22 protein-coding genes and 2 tRNA genes are annotated in these 18,165 nt (G+C 57.5%); 22 read left to right on the top strand and 2 right to left on the bottom strand.

The window, feature by feature from the left end; translation table 11 throughout:
• Positions 1-45: 45 nt before the first annotated feature.
• Complete coding sequence (locus ACR0J2_RS12105; protein ID WP_480812696.1) at positions 46-726, bottom strand: hypothetical protein; 681 nt, start codon at positions 724-726, stop codon at positions 46-48.
• Between the two features lie 787 nt (positions 727-1,513).
• Here ACR0J2_RS12105 and ACR0J2_RS12110 point away from each other — a divergent pair.
• From ACR0J2_RS12110 to ACR0J2_RS12125, 4 genes are all read left to right on the top strand, one after another.
• Complete coding sequence (locus tag ACR0J2_RS12110) at positions 1,514-2,260, top strand: porin family protein (RefSeq protein ID WP_480812697.1); 747 nt, start codon at positions 1,514-1,516, stop codon at positions 2,258-2,260.
• A gap of 208 nt (positions 2,261-2,468) precedes the next feature.
• Positions 2,469-3,047, top strand: coding sequence for a hypothetical protein (locus ACR0J2_RS12115; protein ID WP_480812698.1), 579 nt, complete (start codon positions 2,469-2,471; stop codon positions 3,045-3,047).
• 155 nt (positions 3,048-3,202) lie between these two features.
• Entirely contained in the window at positions 3,203-4,549 is a 1,347-nt protein-coding gene (locus tag ACR0J2_RS12120; protein ID WP_480812699.1) for a metal-dependent hydrolase family protein, read from the top strand.
• A 367-nt stretch (positions 4,550-4,916) separates the two neighbouring features.
• A complete protein-coding gene (locus tag ACR0J2_RS12125) occupies positions 4,917-5,381 on the top strand; it encodes a phosphate-starvation-inducible PsiE family protein (protein ID WP_321251590.1) in 465 nt (154 codons plus the stop codon).
• 479 nt (positions 5,382-5,860) lie between these two features.
• Here ACR0J2_RS12125 and ACR0J2_RS12130 read toward each other — a convergent pair.
• Positions 5,861-5,935, bottom strand: a tRNA-Thr gene (locus ACR0J2_RS12130).
• A gap of 83 nt (positions 5,936-6,018) precedes the next feature.
• Between ACR0J2_RS12130 and ACR0J2_RS12135 the strand changes: the two genes are divergently transcribed.
• From ACR0J2_RS12135 to ACR0J2_RS12220, 18 genes are all read left to right on the top strand, one after another.
• Complete coding sequence (locus ACR0J2_RS12135) at positions 6,019-6,174, top strand: hypothetical protein (RefSeq protein WP_170612387.1); 156 nt, start codon at positions 6,019-6,021, stop codon at positions 6,172-6,174.
• 6 nt (positions 6,175-6,180) lie between these two features.
• A complete protein-coding gene (murA, locus tag ACR0J2_RS12140; protein ID WP_480527474.1) occupies positions 6,181-7,449 on the top strand; it encodes a UDP-N-acetylglucosamine 1-carboxyvinyltransferase in 1,269 nt (422 codons plus the stop codon).
• Positions 7,446-7,922 (top strand): DUF2948 family protein, encoded by a 477-nt coding sequence (locus ACR0J2_RS12145; RefSeq protein ID WP_480812700.1) that lies wholly within the window; start codon positions 7,446-7,448, stop codon positions 7,920-7,922. The genes murA and ACR0J2_RS12145 overlap by 4 nt, the downstream gene beginning before the upstream one ends.
• A complete protein-coding gene (locus ACR0J2_RS12150) occupies positions 7,923-8,444 on the top strand; it encodes a GNAT family N-acetyltransferase (RefSeq protein ID WP_480812701.1) in 522 nt (173 codons plus the stop codon). It abuts the gene before it with no gap.
• A gap of 60 nt (positions 8,445-8,504) precedes the next feature.
• Entirely contained in the window at positions 8,505-9,806 is a 1,302-nt protein-coding gene (gene hisD / locus ACR0J2_RS12155; RefSeq protein ID WP_480812702.1) for a histidinol dehydrogenase, read from the top strand.
• Between the two features lie 113 nt (positions 9,807-9,919).
• Positions 9,920-10,708, top strand: a complete 789-nt coding sequence (locus ACR0J2_RS12160) for a hypothetical protein (protein ID WP_480812703.1) — start codon at positions 9,920-9,922, stop codon at positions 10,706-10,708.
• Between the two features lie 86 nt (positions 10,709-10,794).
• On the top strand, positions 10,795-11,274 hold the full coding sequence (locus tag ACR0J2_RS12165; protein WP_170807803.1) for a UPF0262 family protein: 480 nt from the start codon (positions 10,795-10,797) through the stop codon (positions 11,272-11,274).
• 3 nt (positions 11,275-11,277) lie between these two features.
• Positions 11,278-11,736 (top strand): arsenate-mycothiol transferase ArsC, encoded by a 459-nt coding sequence (locus ACR0J2_RS12170; RefSeq protein ID WP_170619887.1) that lies wholly within the window; start codon positions 11,278-11,280, stop codon positions 11,734-11,736.
• Positions 11,733-12,131 carry a ketosteroid isomerase-related protein gene (locus ACR0J2_RS12175; RefSeq protein WP_480812704.1) on the top strand — a complete coding sequence of 133 codons (399 nt, stop codon included), beginning with the start codon at positions 11,733-11,735 and terminating at the stop codon, positions 12,129-12,131. The genes ACR0J2_RS12170 and ACR0J2_RS12175 overlap by 4 nt, the downstream gene beginning before the upstream one ends.
• Complete coding sequence (locus tag ACR0J2_RS12180) at positions 12,124-12,717, top strand: GNAT family N-acetyltransferase (RefSeq protein WP_480812705.1); 594 nt, start codon at positions 12,124-12,126, stop codon at positions 12,715-12,717. Before ACR0J2_RS12175 ends, ACR0J2_RS12180 begins: the two co-directional genes overlap by 8 nt.
• 363 nt (positions 12,718-13,080) lie before the next feature.
• Complete coding sequence (locus ACR0J2_RS12185) at positions 13,081-13,956, top strand: carbon-nitrogen hydrolase family protein (RefSeq protein WP_480812706.1); 876 nt, start codon at positions 13,081-13,083, stop codon at positions 13,954-13,956.
• A 91-nt stretch (positions 13,957-14,047) separates the two neighbouring features.
• Positions 14,048-14,266 carry a translation initiation factor IF-1 gene (gene infA, locus ACR0J2_RS12190; RefSeq protein ID WP_005978431.1) on the top strand — a complete coding sequence of 73 codons (219 nt, stop codon included), beginning with the start codon at positions 14,048-14,050 and terminating at the stop codon, positions 14,264-14,266.
• 11 nt (positions 14,267-14,277) lie between these two features.
• Positions 14,278-14,856, top strand: a complete 579-nt coding sequence (locus ACR0J2_RS12195) for a Maf family protein (protein ID WP_480812707.1) — start codon at positions 14,278-14,280, stop codon at positions 14,854-14,856.
• Positions 14,853-15,875, top strand: a complete 1,023-nt coding sequence (locus ACR0J2_RS12200; RefSeq protein WP_480812708.1) for a ribonuclease E/G — start codon at positions 14,853-14,855, stop codon at positions 15,873-15,875. The genes ACR0J2_RS12195 and ACR0J2_RS12200 overlap by 4 nt, the downstream gene beginning before the upstream one ends.
• The gene (locus ACR0J2_RS12205) at positions 15,872-16,054 is read left to right on the top strand and encodes a DNA gyrase inhibitor YacG (protein ID WP_170612412.1); all 183 of its coding nucleotides are present in this window, start codon (positions 15,872-15,874) and stop codon (positions 16,052-16,054) included. Before ACR0J2_RS12200 ends, ACR0J2_RS12205 begins: the two co-directional genes overlap by 4 nt.
• 79 nt (positions 16,055-16,133) lie before the next feature.
• Positions 16,134-16,208 (top strand) — tRNA-Phe (locus ACR0J2_RS12210).
• Positions 16,209-16,307: 99 nt separating this feature from the next.
• A complete protein-coding gene (locus tag ACR0J2_RS12215) occupies positions 16,308-17,489 on the top strand; it encodes a tyrosine-type recombinase/integrase (protein ID WP_480812709.1) in 1,182 nt (393 codons plus the stop codon).
• Positions 17,490-17,574: 85 nt separating this feature from the next.
• Complete coding sequence (locus ACR0J2_RS12220; RefSeq protein WP_480812710.1) at positions 17,575-17,943, top strand: hypothetical protein; 369 nt, start codon at positions 17,575-17,577, stop codon at positions 17,941-17,943.
• The last annotated feature ends 222 nt before the right edge of the window (positions 17,944-18,165 follow it).

Here is an 18,165-nt window from a genome sequence, read left to right on the forward strand (position 1 = left end):
GGCCATCCACCGCCGCCGGCGCTGCAAAATGTTGAATGCCCCTAATCAATCGCCTGGATCACGCAGCGACACTGTCACGTCATCCATGACATAGAACCTGTTCTGATCTGCCGAGGCGCTGACGGAAACATCGACGAACCCTTCGTTGTCAGGGGTGCCGTCAAGGTCGCGCAGGTTCGCCTCGGCAAATGGCGCCTCCAATGAAGCGTCACCAAAGACTGTGAGGCGATAAACCATGTGGTCCGGAAACATCGAGATCAGAACCGTGTGCCTGTCGCCGATGCTGTAGCTGCCCACCGGTGTATCAAACATGGAAATCTGGCCATTGTTGAAAACGACCCGGCCGACATACCGCCCCACGACACCGCTATCTACGATCATTCCGCCATCATCCAGAATCTGCCCCTGCCACGTGATGTAGATCGGCGCGGTTTCGTCGCTGATCGGTGACGTCCGGAAAATGATATGGTCGCCGGACGTCTCTGTTGCAGGTGTCCGCTCTCGGATGCTCAGGGAAAGATCGCCGGCAATGGCGTCTTCGGCGGATACGAAGAAGAACTCTTCTGATCCGACACTGATACTGTCGCCGGCGGGTGGCCCTGGCGGGTTGGACAGTGGCGACTGTCCGGGCGTCCCGCTCTCGAAATCCGTGTGAAAAATGGTGCTGCAAGATGTCGGCAGAAGGGCGGCGCAAAGGATGAGTGTGGAAGAATTGATAAATTTCATAGGACACTCCGAAACAAGAACGGATCCCAAGCGGACTCAATACAATGCCGCCGGTGGATGCCTTCAGAATACCACAATCTGCATCGACCCGCCCAACGCCCAAGGGGTGACCTATTCCGGCTTCCGCGCGAATTTGTCACGCGGTGTCATGTCGCCCTGGGTGCTGTGGTGTGACGCGCCAAACTCGTACCCACCAGCAATCGCAGAACACACCAGGACGCGCCACATCTGCCGATTAGCCGCGCGCTCTGTCTGAATTATGTCGGAAGGATTAAATTGCCCAACTACGGGGAACCCCCAATACCGCAGCCCCGCTCGATTTGTTAGTTTTCAGACAACGGAGCAACCACACACACACCTCCGTCCAACACTACACGGGGGGCTGGCCGAATAGACCCCCTCACTCATGCCAGCCCCTCAACCCTTTCCCAAAGCCAAAGTGTATATGCCAGGCATCGGACGTCCGGTTGCAGCTTGCGCCCGATCGAAACATCCCGCTTTCGAAGCTTCAACCTCAGCGCTCAGAGAGAATCTTTCCGGGCACTAGACGTCCCTCTTGGTTCTCCGTTTCTTCAGCACAACCGTGGGTCCGCTCAGATAGGCAGGTTAAAGAGTAGCCCGCCAGATAAGCCATTGGTTGAAATGCTGATTGAACGAAGCACGATCAGATAATCCTTTTGACTCGGATCACCGCCATCGCCATCATTCACATAAGAATACCAGAATGCGATTTTGGCCCCTCCCTGCTGTGAAAGTTCATGCAGTCGGCATGTGATAGGAGGAATTTATGAACAGATTACCCACATGGACAGCCGCGATCCTCAGTCTGGCAGTCTCCGCGCTTCCCGTCGCGGCACAGTCGAGCGACTGGAACTACGAAGCTACGATTTATCTGTTCATGCCAGAGACCAAAACGTCACTGGATTCCCCGAACGGCAACATCGACGCAACGCTCAGTTTTTCGGACGCGCTCAGCAAGCTGGACCTCGCCTTCATGGGTGCCTTCGCGGCCAGTAACGGCCGGTGGAGCCTGTTGACTGATTACAACTACACCAAGCTTTCCATTGACAACGACCTGTCAGGGCCTGCGTTCTCCGGCGTGGAAACGTCCCTCAAGACGCAGTTCCTGAGCGGCTACGTTGGTTACCGCGTCTACGAAGACCCAACTTTGAAACTGGATCTGGCAGGAGGGTTCAGGTGGTTCAACACGGAAACCGAATTCACGCTGTCCCCGGGGGCATTGCCTGGGACGACCAGTACCGTAGACGCCAGTTGGACAGACCCCGTCATAGGCCTCCGCGCCCGCTACGCGATTTCTGATCGCTGGTCCGGTACGGCCTTTCTGGACTACGGAGGGTTCCGAAGTGGCAGCGAGACCTGGCAGATTTTGTTGACGGCGGATTATGCCATAAACGACCGATGGATGATCAGAGGCGGATACCGCCATATTGCATTTGATCACAAAGTGAATGGTAACGACTTTGACTTCAGCCAGTCCGGCCTGCTGATCGGCGCGACATACGCTTTCAATTAGGTGTTCCTGTGTGGGGCGGATAGATTTCGCTTTTGATTTCAGCAGGTCGCTTCAATTGTTTCGCTGTGGCCATCTCCCGAAACGAAGCGCAGCTCTTTTGTGGTGCAAGTGCGTGAAGTCGTGGCACTGAGGTGCCCGACCATTGGTTAGCGATCAGGTTATCAAGGCGACCGGGTCGAGCGCGCGAAGGCCGAAGTAGGTATTAATCATGAGTGGAATTGGTAGGCGTTTGAAAAGAGCAGTAAGGGACATCGCCGACGGCGATTATGAGAACGCGGCGACAGCAATCTTCCAGGCGTTGGATGCGACGGCGAGAAAACGATACCCGTCAAAAGGCCCCGGTGCGAGGTTCAAGAAGCTGCTCGTTGATCAAGAGGAGATTGTTTGGGAGTTTGCCTTCCGCGTTAGAGTAATTGGCACAAAATTTGAAGGCCTTACGATGCCGGAAGCGGTGTGGAAATTGGCTAGCAACCCCATCGTGCACGAAGGTGAGTTCAGTAAGCGCATTAGTTTTGAGGGTGGTTATGAGCGGCTCTCAGTGGGAGAGAATTGGAACCTGCCACCAAGCTTTCTGACAGGCCTGGCAACTGCTGCTATATCGGCTAAGGAAAATTCGGACGAGCAAGAAGATTTGGCCTGTAAGTTCAATTTCTTTTGCCGGGATATTCCTGCCCAGAGTTTGTGGGGCGCCGTAGAATGGATCAGGGCCGAGTTAGAGAATATTCACCGCCGCAAAGCAGAAAAAGTTGCACTGCGCCGAGCTGATGAACAATCCCACAAACGCTGACCAACAATAAGGAGGATCAGGTCTGAAACTCTGACGGATCTGGAGCAGCATGTCAGGTGCACTCCAGGCCAGTTTTGAATGCTCATCGAAAAACTGTGTATCATGGTGTGCGAACGGGGACACTCGCGCTCTGTGAACTGGAAAATAGGGAAATAATGCTGATTAAGCTTGCACATGTATTGAGCCTACTTACCGCGGTGACCGCTTTTTCGCCTGCGATCGGGCAAACCCCTCAGTCTTCGACTCTTTTTTTAAACGTCGATGTTTTTGACAGTCGAAATGCAACTGTGATCGAAAATGCTAACGTCCGGGTCACGGGCAACCTTATCGCCGAGGTTTCGACCACTGAGTTGCCACCCGAAGGCGCAACTGTAATTGACGGCGGCGGGCGCATGCTCGTTCCCGGTCTGATCGATGGGCACAATCACATCATGCTGGGTGCCAGTCCCATTGCACTCGCCTACAATCTGCATTGGACCTATGTCGGCGCGTTGGCGACGCGGGAGGCTGAGGCCATGCTGATGCGCGGCTTCACGACCCTGCGGGACGCCGGAGGGCCTTGCTACGGTATTGCTCAGGCCATTGATGAAGGCATCATACCTGGGCCGCGCATATTTTGTTCCGGGCATTTCATAGGGCAGACGTCCGGGCATTTTGACTTTCGTTTGTACAACGAAACCCACCCGAGGCAGCGTGGCGAGCGTAGTTTTTTCGAGACGCAGTGGTCATTCATCGCAGACGGTGTGCCGGAAGTTCGTGCCATGACCCGCGAGGCGTTGCGGCTAGGGGCGACCCAAATCAAGCTAAGCCTGGGAGGTGGCAACTCCAGCCCCTATGACCCACTGGATACCACGCATTACTCAGTCGAGGAGATCCGTGCTGCGGTGGATGCGGCCGAGGATTGGAATACCTATGTTCTGGTGCACGCATATTCAGACGAGTCGGTTATGCGAGCGCTGGCCGGCGGTGTAAAAAGCATTGATCATGGCAATTTGATCAAGGAAGAAGCGACCATCGCGGCAATTCGAGATGCGGGTGCCATCCTCAATCCACAGTTCCTGATCTTCACACCAGACGATGAGATGCTTGCAGGAGGAGACCCGGACACCATCGCCAAGGGCGCACCAGTCCGAGACAATGTGGAGACCTTCGTCTCGCTCATCCAGAAGTACGACCTGCCGATTGCCTTTGGGGTCGACCTATTTGGCTCACCGGCGCTTCTTGCTATGCAGAATCTGGAGTTCGAGCGTCGCGGAAGATGGTGGTCAGGAGCGAAAGTTTTGCAGCAAGCGACATTCAACACCGCTGAACTCCTTGCCCTCTCCGGGCCACGAAACCCTTACCACGAAGGCAAACTCGGAGTTATTGAACCCGGGGCTTATGCCGATCTTGTGCTGGTGGATGGCAACCCGGTGGAGGATATCACTCTGATGGTCGATCCCGAGACCAACTTCTCGGTTATCATGAAGGATGGTGTGATCTACAAAAACAGTCTTGAGTGAAGCGGCCCCTCAGACGCAATGTACGATTTGAACGCAAGATTCAGTCAAGTCCGTGGTAGGTGTACACACTCAGTACGAAAGTTTGGCAGTGAATAGCAGTGAGAGGGCTCAAAAATCCAACCAGACGCGGTGACAATGGAGAACCGCCGTCAATGAACCGAGGCTCGTCGACCGCTTATCCCGAAAAGAGGCATTTGCCCCGATTAGAAAATGAACTCACAGAGCCCAACAGAGTGCTTTGAAGACCTAAAGATCGGCCTGGAAGACTACACGCGTTTCATGGGAAAACTCGGTCCAAGCCGAAGTGAGCGATGCAACACCATGAAATTTCTCACGCTTGCGAATGAAGTCGGAATTGGAGATTACAGTGAGTGGTGAAGAGAACAAACCCATCCCAGCACATGTGGAACTAGACCCCGATCACGAAGATGCCATTGTTCGGTGGTGCAACCGCATGATCCGCCACGGTGTCAGGGCATTGTCGGTGCTGATGCTCGGAATCATTCTGATGGCAATTATTGACGCCGGTTTCACAACCTACCAAAAGTTGCTGGAACCGCCTGTCTACATCTTGGAAGTCAGTGACCTTCTCACGGTTTTCAGCGCCGTGCTGGTCGTTCTCATTGCGATAGAGATCTATACAAATATTACACTATATTTGACCGCCGACGTCATCCACATCAAGCTTGTTGTCGCAACAGCTTTGATGGCTGTAGCTCGAAAAATCATCACGCTAGACGACAAAAATTTGGAACCTCAGTACTTTCTTGGTTACGCAGCAATCGGTCTTGCGCTGGGCGTAACCTACTGGCTTATAGCCAGAAAACCATGAGTCACTCGGATCTTTTGTTGCCATCGCTTCTGTGAAGCTGTTTCCTGAACATGAAATAGAAACCTCGTCAGCCCATGCGTTCCTGATTAACCCCCGACTAATCCGTGGAATAACCGGACTTTGCCAACATAAACCCTAATGCCGGAAGCAAAGAAGGTCAGCTTGGTTGTTGCAGCACCATTGGCGGGCGGCTTATTCTGATCGTTTAATAGGTCCAGAGCCTGCACGCCGTTTGAAGCAAAGCGGCGAACGAAACGCCTGCTTAAAGGATTTCTGCTATCTTGAGCACTCTCCATTTTCTGGAAGCGCCGCAAATTACAGATTCCCCTCTCGAAATGACGCTTATTGGCTGCACCGCGTTTGCACGCATTTTGCACGTTGCAGAAACAATCTTGCCGGCGAATGCAGCACTTTGCAGTGCTTTCTTGCGGTTTGACTGTTTGGGAGAAGCCTAATTTTTAATTATTATCAGGAAGTTATGGTGCTGCTGGAGAGAATTGAACTCTCGACCTCTCCCTTACCAAGGGAGTGCTCTACCTCTGAGCTACAGCAGCGCTGTGGGCGGGTGATTAGACTCAAACGAAACGCTGCGCAAGGGTGTCTGGACGGTTTTTTTCGCCTCCTGTAGAGAAAGGTCATGGCAGACAACAAATCACCCAAAAAACGCGGCAATTCCGGGGACGCGCGGGAAGAGCGACTGAAAGCGGCGCTCAAGGCGAATATGGCGCGGCGCAAGGCGCAGGCCAAGGCGCGTGCGGCATCCGATGACAAGGCCGACAAGGAAGAGGGATAAGAGCAGATGGATTCGATTCTGGTGACGGGCAACGGCCCTCTCAAAGGTCAGATACCGATTGCGGGGGCCAAAAACGCGTGTCTGACGCTGATGCCCGCAACCTTGCTGAGCGAAGAACCGCTTACGCTGACCAACGCACCGCGGTTGAGCGACATCAAGACCATGACCACGCTGCTGCAGTCGCTGGGGGCCGAGGTGTCCGCGCTGCAGGACGGTCAGGTGATCGCGATGTCCAGTCACACCCTGACCAGTCATGTCGCCGACTACGATATCGTGCGTAAGATGCGCGCCTCGAACCTGGTGCTTGGCCCGTTGCTGGCCCGCTTTGGCGAGGCGGTCGTGTCGCTGCCCGGCGGCTGCGCGATCGGTGCGCGGCCCATGGATCTGCACGTTGAAGGGCTAGAAGCGCTGGGCGCCGAGATCGCGCTGAAAGACGGTTACCTGCACGCCAGCGCGCCGGGCGGCCTGAAGGGCGCCGTGCACGAGATGCGGTTCGCCTCGGTCGGGGCGACTGAAAACATCGTCATGGCCGCGACGCTGGCCAAGGGCACCACGGTCCTGAAAAACGCAGCCCGAGAGCCTGAAATCGTCGATCTGGTCGAATGCCTGCGCAAGATGGGCGCGCAAATCTCGGGTGAGGGCACGTCGACCATCGAAATTCAGGGTGTCGACCGGCTGCATGGCGCGACGCATCAGGTGGTGACCGACCGGATTGAACTGGGCACCTACATGTTGGCCCCCGCGATCTGCGGTGGCGAGGTTGAGTTGCTGGGCGGCCGGATGTCTCTGGTCGAATCCTTCGCGGCCAAGCTGGATGCGGCCGGCATCAACGTGAGTGAGACCGAAAAGGGCTTGAAGGTCGCGCGCAAGAATGGCCGCGTCAGCGCCGTGGACGTCGTCACGGAACCTTTCCCGGGCTTTCCCACCGACCTGCAGGCGCAGATGATGGCGCTGATGTGCACGGCCGAAGGTACCTCTGTCCTGGAAGAGCGGATTTTCGAGAACCGTTTCATGCACGCCCCCGAACTGGTCCGCATGGGCGCGCATATCGAGGTGCATGGCGGCACGGCGACCGTCACTGGTGTTGAAAAGCTCAAAGGGGCGCCGGTCATGGCGACGGACCTGCGGGCCTCGGTGTCGCTGATCCTTGCCGGAATGGCGGCGGAAGGCGAAACAACGGTCAGCCGGGTCTATCATCTGGACCGCGGATATGAACATGTGGTGCGCAAGCTGGAAGGCGTGGGCGCAAAGATTGAACGGATCAAGGGCGAATGACAGACGCAAGTTTCGAAGACGGGCGCGAGGCGCCGCTGAATCTGGGGGCCGAGGACGGCGATGACCTGCAGGTGATCTCGACCCTTGCACAGGACGCGGTTTTCCCTGTGACCGAGATGAAATGGCAACCTTCGCAGCGCCGCTTTGGCCTGCTGCTCAACCGCTTCCGCTGGGAAGACAAGGACGCAGCCGACCGCCGGGGCCGCCCGTTTGAGCGCGTGCAATCCGTGCTGGTGTTCGACTCGGTCCTGTCTGTTGCCAGCCAGGGTGTCGACCGCAGCGAAAAGGATACGGTGATGTCACTGCTGTCGGTCGATTTTGAACCGGGCGAAGAAGGCGCGGGTCAGGTGTTGCTGACGCTGGCCGGGGACGGTGCAATCCGTCTGACGGTCGAGGCGCTGGATGCCACGCTAAAGGACGTCACGCGCCCTTACCGGGCCCCGTCCGGGCATGCCCCGCACCACCCCGAATAGATGCAGAACAAGCGCGGCATATCTCAGGCGTTTTCCGCCGCGCCTAAAAGTGTCATTCTGCGCCGCGCTACCGTTTTCGACGTGTTCGACATCAGCCGGGTTCTGATCCGGTCGATCACCCAGCTTTGCACGGCAGATCATCAGAACGACCCCCGGGCCATTGCGCAATGGACGGAAAACAAGGACCCGGCCACGATCCGGGGCTGGATCAAACCCGGTTCGCAGATCTGGCTGGCCGAGCGGGCCGGGCAGGTGGCTGCTGTCGGCGGTTTGTTTGAAACCGGAGAGATCACTCTGCTTTACATCGATCCGGATCATATCGGCTGTGGTCTTGGTTCGGCATTGTTGAACCGCATGGAACAGGAACTGATCGCTGCGGGATGTTCCGATGCCCGACTTGAGGCAACGCAAACCGCGCAAGATTTCTATCTGCGCCACGGCTGGCAGGCCACCGGGCAGTGTTGCGACCGCATGGATCTGTCCTGCTTTGCCATGCGCAAATCGCTGCACCCAGGCGACTGAGGGTTGAGGCCCGCCCCTCCCGGCGATATGTCCCGCGTCAAACGTCCGGAGTGCCAGATCATGCCCGTTTTCCTCGATACGACCGCGCCCGACTTCGAAAGCGCCTTTCAGACACTGTTGTCCGCCAAACGCGAGGACAGTCCCGATGTGGATGCGGTGGTTGCGCAGATCATCGACGATGTGCGCACCCGGGGCGATGCGGCGGTGATCGAGCTGACCTCAAGGTTTGACCGGCTGGATCTGACACCGGAAACCATGGCCTTTTCTGCGGCTGAAATCTCAGCAGCGGTTGCACAGGTTTCGGCCGACGACCGCGCGGCGCTGGAACTGGCGGCGGATCGCATCCGTGCCTATCACGAAAAACAGCTGCCGCAGGCCGAAAATTGGACCGATGAGGCCGGGGCGACGCTGGGTTGGCGCTGGACGGCGGTTTCGGCGGCGGGGCTCTACGTGCCGGGCGGGCTTGCGTCCTATCCCTCTTCCGTTCTGATGAACGCCATTCCCGCCAAGGTCGCCGGGGTTGAACGTCTAGCCATCGTGGTGCCGACACCGGACGGGCAGGTGAACCCGCTGGTCCTGCTGGCCGCACAACTATCCGGTGTGGACGAGGTGTATCGCATCGGCGGTGCACAGGCGATTGCCGCGTTGGCCTACGGGACAAAGACCATCGCGCCCGTGGACAAGATCACCGGTCCGGGCAATGCTTTTGTCGCGGCAGCCAAGCGCCGGGTCTTTGGCAAGGTCGGCATCGACATGATCGCGGGCCCGTCCGAGATTCTGGTGATCGCCGACAAGGACAATGACCCCGACTGGATCGCGCTGGACCTCCTCAGCCAGGCCGAACATGACGAAAGCGCGCAGTCGATCCTTATCACCGACGACGCCGCATTCGGGCAGGCGGTCGCGCAGGCGGTCGAAAAGCGCCTCCAGACCTTGCAGCGCCGCGCGATTGCCGGGGCCAGCTGGCGCGATTTCGGCGCCGTCATTACCGTGCGCGATCTGGAACAGGCTGCCGCGCTGTCAAATCGCATCGCCCCCGAACATCTTGAGCTTTGCGTGGCCGACCCGGTGGCGCTGAGCGCGAAGACCGTTCACGCAGGTGCCATTTTCCTTGGCCAATACACGCCTGAGGCCATTGGCGATTATGTCGGCGGCCCCAACCACGTGCTGCCGACCGCGCGTTCCGCCCGGTTTTCCTCGGGCCTCAGTGTTATGGATTTCCTCAAGCGCACCACGCTCAGCCACATGACGCCCGAAGCCCTGCGCGCGATCGGACCCGCCGCCGAGCAATTGGCCACATCGGAAAGCCTTGAGGCGCACGGGCTGTCCGTCACGGCCCGCCTCAGGCGGCTAAACGGGTAAAGCTATGGCCTGCGGGCCACAGCCGACCCGACCCTGGCCGGGGACGGGTTCCGGGGCGCTCGATTGATCGCTAAACCGTTCACCGACCAGCAAGGATCAGTCTATTGGAACGTGTGGCGACCCTTTGGATCGGAGAACGGTTCAGCTTTCTGGAACATTTGTGCCTGAAATCCTTCGCCGACGTGGATCAGACGCCGATCGTCTATCATTACGGCGATCTGCGGGACATTCCGGACTATATCGAAGCCCGTGACGCGCGCGAGATATTCGATACCCCCGAGATTATCCGTGACCCCGTCACCCGGTCGGCGGCCGTGCATGCCGATCTGTTCCGACTGAAACTGCTGGAGCAGACAGATTACATCTGGGCTGACACCGACGCCTACGCCCTGCGCCCGTTTGAAACCCAAAGCGGCTACCTGTTCCCCAAGGCCAACCGCAAAACCCGCCGCATCATGAACGGCGTGCTGGCCTTGCCCGGCGACAGCCCGGCCTTGCGGAACATGTGCGAATTCGCTTTCGACAGCGATCTGGTTCCGCCCTGGTGGAGCGATCAGCAAAAGACCACTTACCTGGAACTCTACGGCAAATCCACGCATTGGAGCCTGCCCATCTTCAGCTTCGGCCCGCCCATGCTGTTCCACTACATCTTCCAAACACCCGAACACGAGATGAGCGCTCCCCGTACGCTGCTCTACCCGATCCCGCTGCGCCACCGGTCGCTGTGGAACGAACCGGACCTGTCCAAACTGGACGCCCTGAACTGGCAGCAGCAGATGTCGGTCCATTTCTTTGGATCGTGGTTCCGCAGGATCTTCTCGGGGCGCCCGATCAATCCGGGATCACTGGTCGACACGCTGCTGCGCAAGCACGGAATCGACCCCTCGGACCACCCTTTGTGACAGGGCCCGCAGCATCCGAACCCACGCATTGCCCATTCAGAACTCTTACGATAAGTCTGGCCAGACCTGAACGGACCAAATGATCTATGACCCGCATTTCGCATATCGAACTGGACGACCGAAACCTGCCTCCGCCGACCCCCGAGATCGAGCAGGAGCGTAAGGTCGCGATCTATGATCTGCTCGAAGAGAACACCTTTACGCTGCCACAGCGCGACGGTCGTACCGTGCCTGACGGCCCGTATCACCTGCAATTGTCGATCCGCGACAAACGGCTGGTTTTCGACATCGAAACCGAGGCCAGCGAAAAGGCGGCCGAGTTTCACCTGTCGCTGGGGCCGTTCCGGCAAGTGGTCAAGGATTACTTCCAGATCTGCGAAAGCTATTTCGATGCCGTGAAGACCCTGCCGCCCAGCCAGATCGAAACCATCGACATGGCCCGGCGGGGTATCCACAACGAAGGCAGCCGCGTGCTGCAGGAACGGCTGGAAGGGAAGGCCGACATCGATACCGATACCGCCCGCCGCCTGTTCACGCTGATCTGCGTGTTGCATTTCGGAGGCTGACGCGTGAAGCCGTTGCCGCAGTCGGTCCTGTTCTGTTGCGACCACAACGCGGTCCGGTCTCCCATGGCCGAAGGGATCATGAAGAAGTTCTATGGCACCGGCACCTATGTTCAGTCTGCCGGCGTGCATAACGATCTGGAAATCGACGGGTTCTGCATTGCCGCCTGTCAGGAGATCGATGTCGAACTGTCGCGCCACCGCTCTCGGTCGTTCGACGAGATGGAAGAATGGGGCGATGACCTCAGTTCCTTCGATCTGGTGGTGGCGCTGTCGCCTGCCAGTCAACGCAAGGCGCTGGAACTGACCCGTGTTTTTCACCTCGATGTCGATTATTGGCCAATAATGGACCCTACCGGACTGGGCGAGACACGCGAACAAAAGCTACATCACTACCGTCAGACCCGCGATCAGATCATTCAGCATCTGAAAGATCGCTGGGGCGAACCAACGGAGAGATCATGAACGCGACCGTCAAAACCTATTTCGAAGCCTTCAACGCCGGTGACGTGGACGGCATGCTGGCCTGTTTGTCCGATGATGTGGCCCATCACGTGAACGAAGGCCAGATCCGTGTGGGCAAGGAAAAGTTCGCAGCCTTCTGTGCTCATATGAACCACTGCTACCGCGAGAACCTGACCGATATCGTGGTTTTCGAGGCCGAAGGCGGCACCCGCGCCGCCGCCGAGTTCATCGTCAACGGCACCTATCTGGAAACGGATGACGGGTTGCCGCAAGCCAGCGGCCAGACCTACCGCCTGCCCGCAGGATCCTTCTTTGACCTCAAGGACGGCAAAATCACCCGCGTTACTACCTTCTACAATCTTGCCGACTGGACCCGTCAGGTCGCAAATGCCTGAGGTGAGCGAAGTCCGCACCCTGACCGGCGCGGCACTGGAGGCCGCGCTGGATGATGTGGCGCGGCTTCGGATCCAGGTGTTCCGCGCCTGGCCCTATCTCTATGACGGCGATCTGGATTACGAACGGAAGTATCTGCAATCCTACCGCGAAAGCGACCGCGCCATTATGGTCGGCGCCTTCGACGGCGACCGCCTGATCGGCGCATCGACCGGCGCACCGCTGACCGACCACGCCGACGATTTCGCGGCGGCGTTCGACGGAACCGGGCTGGATCTGGGTGACATCTTCTATTGTGCGGAATCCGTGTTGTTACCCGACTATCGCGGGCAGGGCGTTGGCCACAAGTTCTTCGACCTGCGCGAAGCCCACGCCCGCAGCCACGGGTTTTCCAAATGTGCGTTTTGCGGCGTCCAGCGTCCTGCCGACCACCCGAGGCGCCCCGAAACATACCGGCCGCTCGACGCCTTCTGGCGCGCGCGCGGATACGCACCGCTTCCCGGCGTCATCGCGCAGTTTTCGTGGAAGGATATCGGGGAAAAGGGCGAGACCCAGAAGCCTTTGCAATTCTGGATCAGGGATTTGTAGGCCGCTTTGGTCGCTTGCCGACAAAACAGCCATTCATCGTGTCAACGCGGTGAATGACCAGTTGTTCAGGCTGAGCTTACTCGTCCAAATCGCCGCTATGCCTTCGAGGAAGGCAGCCAATGTTTAATTTGCTACGCCGCGCCAGCTCATGAGGCCGAACCCGGCATCCAGTGGGTTCTTTTCGGAATGGCCGACACCTTAGTACAGCGCGCTATGGCGGGGTCGGGTGATGTGACCGCTAATCGTTGCCTTCCTGTCTCGGCTCAAAGTGGTTGCGTAGTTCGACAATTCGAAGGAATTGCGCTGTACAGTCCGCCACCTCCGCATCTAATGTCCCAGCAACTTTGAACCGGGGACACATCGATGAAAGTCGCAACTGCCGCATATGATCTCGACTGGCTCGACAGTTGGAGCCAGTACGAGGACAAGCTGGATCGCTGGGTCGCCGAGGCCACGGGGCAGGGTGCCGACCTGCTGGTCTTTCCCGAATACGGCGCGATGGAATTGTCGACGCTGGACGGGGCCGGGGTGGCCGGTGATCTGGAACGCTCGATCCAGGCGGTGTCCGGGCGGATGGAGGACGTGCAGAACCTGCACACCTGCCTCGCGCAGACGTACAAAACATACATTCTGGGTGCATCGGCCCCGGTGATTGACGGTTCGGGCCGCCCAGTGAACCGGGCCGTTTTCTATGCGCCGGACGGTGGTGTCGCGCATCAGGACAAGCAAATCATGACCCGGTTCGAGCGTGAGATCTGGGACATTGCCCCCGGTGGTCCGCTCAGGCTTTTCGACACCGCACTTGGCAAAATCGGTATCCTCATTTGCTATGACAGCGAGTTTCCCCTGCTGGGTCGCGCCCTGAACGAAGCCGATCTTATCCTGGTGCCATCCTGCACCGAGGCGCTGTCGGGATATTGGCGTGTTCGCATCGGTGCGATGTCAAGAGCGTTGGAAAATCAATGTGTTACGGTCATGTCGTCGCTGGTTGGACGTAACGATTGGTCCGAGGCGGTCGACATGAACACCGGCACAGGTGGCATATTCGGCCCGCCCGACAAGGGCTTTCCCCAGACCGGAGTGCTGGCCGAAGGCACCTTGAACCAACCGGGTTGGACCTATGCGGATATCGATCTGTCCGCCATTGCCGAGGTTCGCGCCGATGGCCATGTTCTGAACAGAACCCACTGGGACGAACAGCCACCTCGCGCCGAATCGGTCACAATATCCAGCCTTTAGATGATTCCGCCCTTGAAATAAGGCCGAAATAGGCTCATTTAAGCGCACATCCCTGTAGATTCTGCAGGTGCAACGTAATGATGGAGACAACATGGCCAAGGAAGATACGCTCGAATTTCCCGGTGTCGTGAAGGAACTCCTGCCTAATGCGACGTTTCGGGTCGAGCTGGAAAACGGCCATGAGATCATCGCACATACGGCAGGCAAGATGCGCAAGAACCGCATCCGTGTTCTGGCCGGCGACAAGGTTCAGGTCGAAATGACCCCTTATGATCTGACCAAGGGTCGGATCAACTACCGCTTCAAATAACGCCTGCCGCAATGGCGTTTATTCTCGGATCGGGCAGCCCAAGACGGCTGGACCTGTTGGCCCAGCTTGGCGTGCAGCCCGATGCCATCCGCGCGCCCGATATCGACGAAACGCCCCTGAAGGGCGAATTGCCGATTCCCTATTGCAGCCGCATCACCCGCGCAAAAGTACAGGCAGTTCAATCGGATAGCGATGACGTCACCCTGTGCGCGGACACCACCGTGGCGCTGGGCCGCCGCATTCTGGGCAAACCCGACGATGCAGGGCAGGCGGCTGAATTTCTGCACGCTCTGTCCGGTCGTCGGCACCGCGTGATAACCTCGGTCGCCGTGCGGCGCGGAGAGCGGATCCTGCAGCGCGACGTGGTTTCTCAGGTCAAGGTCAAGCGTCTGTCTGACGTTGAAATCAACGCCTATCTGGCGACCGGAGACTGGAAGGGCAAAGCGGGCGCTTACGCCATTCAGGGTCCCGCCGGGGCGTTCATCCCGTGGATTTCCGGCTCATTCACCGGTATCGTCGGGCTGCCCCTTTCCGAAACCGCCGCCCTTTTGCAGGGCATCGGATATCCCCTGTATCGTGAGGTATCATGAAGGGTCGCACCATCGTTCTGGATCACATCGACGACCGCGAGGCTGCCGCACTGATGGTAGACGGCAAGCTGGACGATTTCCTGATTGCCGCAGACGCCCCCGCGCCGGGCACGATTTACCGCGCACGTGCCGACCGCCCGGTCAAAGGGCAGGGCGGAATGTTCCTGACCACGCCCGACGGCCCCGCGTTTCTGCGTCAGGTCAAAGGTCTGGCCCCCGGCACATCGATGCTGGTGCAGGTCACAGGGTATGCGGAACCGGGCAAGGCGCTGCCGGTTACGGACCGCGTCCTGTTCAAAAGCCGCTATGCGATCATCACGCCCGATGCGCCGGGCCTGAACATCTCGCGCTCGATCCGGGACGAGGATGAGCGCGACCGGCTTCTGGAGATCGCGCATGAAAATATGGATGGCAGTGACTACGGCCTCATCCTGCGCTCGTGCTGCCTGGGCGAGAACGCCGACGAAATCGCCGAAGACATCAGAGCCATGCTGGCCAATGCCGATCAGGTCATGAACGACCCCGGGGCCGAGCCGGAGTTGCTGCTGGAAGGCGACAGCCCACACGTTCTGGCATGGCGCGACTGGACTGATCCGGCCGAGGTTATGACCCAGTCCCGAGGCTTCGAAACCCATGGCGTGCTCGACGCGCTGGATGTTGCGCGCGGTATTTCCGAACCACTTCCAGGTGGTGGTCATCTTTACATTCAACCGACACGCGCGTTGGTGGCGGTGGATGTGAATACCGGGGCCGACACGTCGCTTGCAGCCGGAACAAAAGCCAATTTCGCCTGTGCCAAGACACTGGCGCGCGCATTGCGCGTGCGCGGTCTGGGTGGGCAGATCACACTGGATCTCGCTCCCATGCCCAAGAAGGACCGCAGAGGCTTCGAAGGGGCTTTGCGCGCTGCATTCAAGGCCGATGGCATCGAGACCACTCTGGCGGGCTGGACGCCCCTGGGCCACTATGAATTACAACGCAAACGCGGACGCATTCCCCTGTCCGAGGTGCTGAAATGAGTTGTCCGATCTGTGGTGAAGACACCGTGACCAGGTTCCGTCCCTTCTGTTCAAAGCGCTGTGCCGACATCGATCTGGCCAAGTGGCTGAACGGCTCCTATGCGGTCGCTTCCCAGCGGGAAGAGGACGAAGAGGCGGATGTCTCTGGGGAGAATTCCGAGCCGCCAAGGCCGCATTGAAAAAATCTCAAAAAGCCTCTGGACACTGCGTGGTGCAAGTCATAGAAGGCCTCCACCCAACGACGAAAATCGTTCCCGTGCCCGGGTAGCTCAGGGGTAGAGCAGTGGATTGAAAATCCTCGTGTCGGTGGTTCGATTCCGCCCCCGGGCACCATTAACTCCCTGAAATACTTGATGAATTTTGATCGTTGAGCGTTCAAATTTTCAGCCGTAAAAGCTATGCACAGGTATGCACTCCTCTCACGGTTCCGACTTGGCCAAAGATTCCAAAAATCGAATACTCAAGATAAAACACCTGCGTAAAGGGCTGGCTATCCTAATGTATGCCCGTAGCCCCTATTGGTATGTTCGCCTTCGAGACCCGATAAAGGGTGGTTATGTTCTGCGTTCTACGAAAGAAACATCACGGGTCGAAGCCCGTGAGGCGGCTGAGGAATTTGCTGACACGTTCCGCAGCAAGGCCAACAGCGACCACGCCAAGAAGAAAGCTACCAGTTTTGAGCATTACGCCAAAAAGTTGATGGCTGTGCAGAAAGGTAAGTCCAAATGGTCGGACGGTGACAACAAGCTGTTGAACCGCTCCAAGGACGGGCTGATCTGCTACTTCGGAAAGTATGATGTCACGAAGATCAATACGGGGATGGTTCGGGATTATCTGATTCACCTCGATGAGAACCGGCCAAAGCGTTTGGCGGAATCGACGAAGGCCAAGCACACCATCATCATTCACAAAGTCTTGACGCTGGCCGTAGAAGACGGCTTGCTGGACGTGCTGCCTGTCATGCCAAAGCAAAAGACCGTTGACACACCCCGGCATGCTTTTACCGACGAGGAATACGAACTGTTCATCAGGGCTGCTAGTGAATGTGTGAAGAAAAAAGAAAAAGTTCGTGGCGTTCAGATCACCGGGCACCATGTCAAAATGTTCAGTTTTGTGGTTCACACCTTCCTTCGTACACCCGAAGGTGAATTGTTCGGCCTGAAGCATAAAGACATTCAGATCATGAGTAGTCCTTCCCGTCTGGAACTGAATGTACGGGGCGGCAAGACCGGTCGACGAAAAAGTATCACTATGTCGATAGCTGTGCCTATGTATCAAGGCACCATAAATCCATTTGAAGAGGGCGGTCCCGACAAAAATGCCTACGTCTGGATGCCGGAATACCCAAACCGACGCACGGCGATCAATACGGCTCGGCGTATCTTCAACCACATATTGGAAAAGGCTGATCTGTTGGATGAGGACCGTAAGCTGTCACCTTACTCACTTCGGCATTATGCCATTCAGTACCGGATGAGGTCATCGAATTGGAAGGTGAATCCCCACTCCCTTGCCAAGAATGCTGGAACGTCCGTGGATCAGTTGGAGCGGTTCTATTTGAAGAATATGGCCCCCACGAAAGAACTCATTGAGAACTTGCAGCACAGGGAGTGACGAATTGTTGTGCCATATGGCCATCTGCCCTGTTGTCTGCATTTGTGAGCCATAGGACGCCGTTGGGGTAGCAAAGGAGATCTCAATGGCACTTGAAAAGCAATTCAATCTGGAAGCAGCGGAAAAGCCTAAAACCACGCAGCCGTCCCATCAGCGTCGTCAGAAATTCATCGCAGCCATCGACAAACAGTTGGCCGGAATGGCTGCGGGGGAAGCCTGCAATACCTCGAAAAGCACGTGGGTCTGGCAGTCGAGCAAAGGGGAGTGGTTCATCTCGCCGAGGTATGGAAAAGCGTCTCTGGAACTGGCTCCGGGACTGTCAGCAATCAAATGCACGGATGCCGAGGACGTGGTGCAAAACCTCGAAAAGCTGAAAAGCCTCACGAGCGACGGCAAGTTGGATGCGGTCCTTGAGACCGCTGCAACAGCCATCCGTAGCCGGTTCGGAAAGTGACATCAGCCAGTTGCTTTGAACACTCAAATGGTCCCGTTGGGTTCTGGTCGGAACGCAATGGGACCTTTTGCATTCTAGCCTGCTCCAACCACGAGCAACACGACCCAAATCATGCGAAGCACTTCACGAAGTGAAGTTGATAGCCAAACAATTGCTGGACGGTGGCGATGGATGGCAAGTTTTGATCCTATCAAGGTTTGTCAGGTCCAATATGGATGGCAA

This window comes from Ruegeria sp. CG4, assembly GCF_056537185.1.

Excerpts from the sequence above, each read along its gene's own strand:
- ACR0J2_RS12105 (WP_480812696.1), bottom strand. The coding sequence starts at position 726 with ATGAAATTTATCAATTCTTCCACACTCATCCTTTGCGCCGCCCTTCTG.
- ACR0J2_RS12110 (WP_480812697.1), top strand. The coding sequence starts at position 1,514 with ATGAACAGATTACCCACATGGACAGCCGCGATCCTCAGTCTGGCAGTC.
- ACR0J2_RS12115 (WP_480812698.1), top strand. The coding sequence starts at position 2,469 with ATGAGTGGAATTGGTAGGCGTTTGAAAAGAGCAGTAAGGGACATCGCC.
- ACR0J2_RS12120 (WP_480812699.1), top strand. The coding sequence starts at position 3,203 with ATGCTGATTAAGCTTGCACATGTATTGAGCCTACTTACCGCGGTGACC.
- ACR0J2_RS12135 (WP_170612387.1), top strand. The coding sequence starts at position 6,019 with ATGGCAGACAACAAATCACCCAAAAAACGCGGCAATTCCGGGGACGCG.
- murA (WP_480527474.1), top strand. The coding sequence starts at position 6,181 with ATGGATTCGATTCTGGTGACGGGCAACGGCCCTCTCAAAGGTCAGATA.
- ACR0J2_RS12145 (WP_480812700.1), top strand. The coding sequence starts at position 7,446 with ATGACAGACGCAAGTTTCGAAGACGGGCGCGAGGCGCCGCTGAATCTG.
- ACR0J2_RS12150 (WP_480812701.1), top strand. The coding sequence starts at position 7,923 with ATGCAGAACAAGCGCGGCATATCTCAGGCGTTTTCCGCCGCGCCTAAA.
- hisD (WP_480812702.1), top strand. The coding sequence starts at position 8,505 with ATGCCCGTTTTCCTCGATACGACCGCGCCCGACTTCGAAAGCGCCTTT.
- ACR0J2_RS12165 (WP_170807803.1), top strand. The coding sequence starts at position 10,795 with ATGACCCGCATTTCGCATATCGAACTGGACGACCGAAACCTGCCTCCG.
- ACR0J2_RS12175 (WP_480812704.1), top strand. The coding sequence starts at position 11,733 with ATGAACGCGACCGTCAAAACCTATTTCGAAGCCTTCAACGCCGGTGAC.
- ACR0J2_RS12180 (WP_480812705.1), top strand. The coding sequence starts at position 12,124 with ATGCCTGAGGTGAGCGAAGTCCGCACCCTGACCGGCGCGGCACTGGAG.
- ACR0J2_RS12185 (WP_480812706.1), top strand. The coding sequence starts at position 13,081 with ATGAAAGTCGCAACTGCCGCATATGATCTCGACTGGCTCGACAGTTGG.
- infA (WP_005978431.1), top strand. The coding sequence starts at position 14,048 with ATGGCCAAGGAAGATACGCTCGAATTTCCCGGTGTCGTGAAGGAACTC.
- ACR0J2_RS12195 (WP_480812707.1), top strand. The coding sequence starts at position 14,278 with ATGGCGTTTATTCTCGGATCGGGCAGCCCAAGACGGCTGGACCTGTTG.
- ACR0J2_RS12200 (WP_480812708.1), top strand. The coding sequence starts at position 14,853 with ATGAAGGGTCGCACCATCGTTCTGGATCACATCGACGACCGCGAGGCT.
- ACR0J2_RS12205 (WP_170612412.1), top strand. The coding sequence starts at position 15,872 with ATGAGTTGTCCGATCTGTGGTGAAGACACCGTGACCAGGTTCCGTCCC.
- ACR0J2_RS12220 (WP_480812710.1), top strand. The coding sequence starts at position 17,575 with ATGGCACTTGAAAAGCAATTCAATCTGGAAGCAGCGGAAAAGCCTAAA.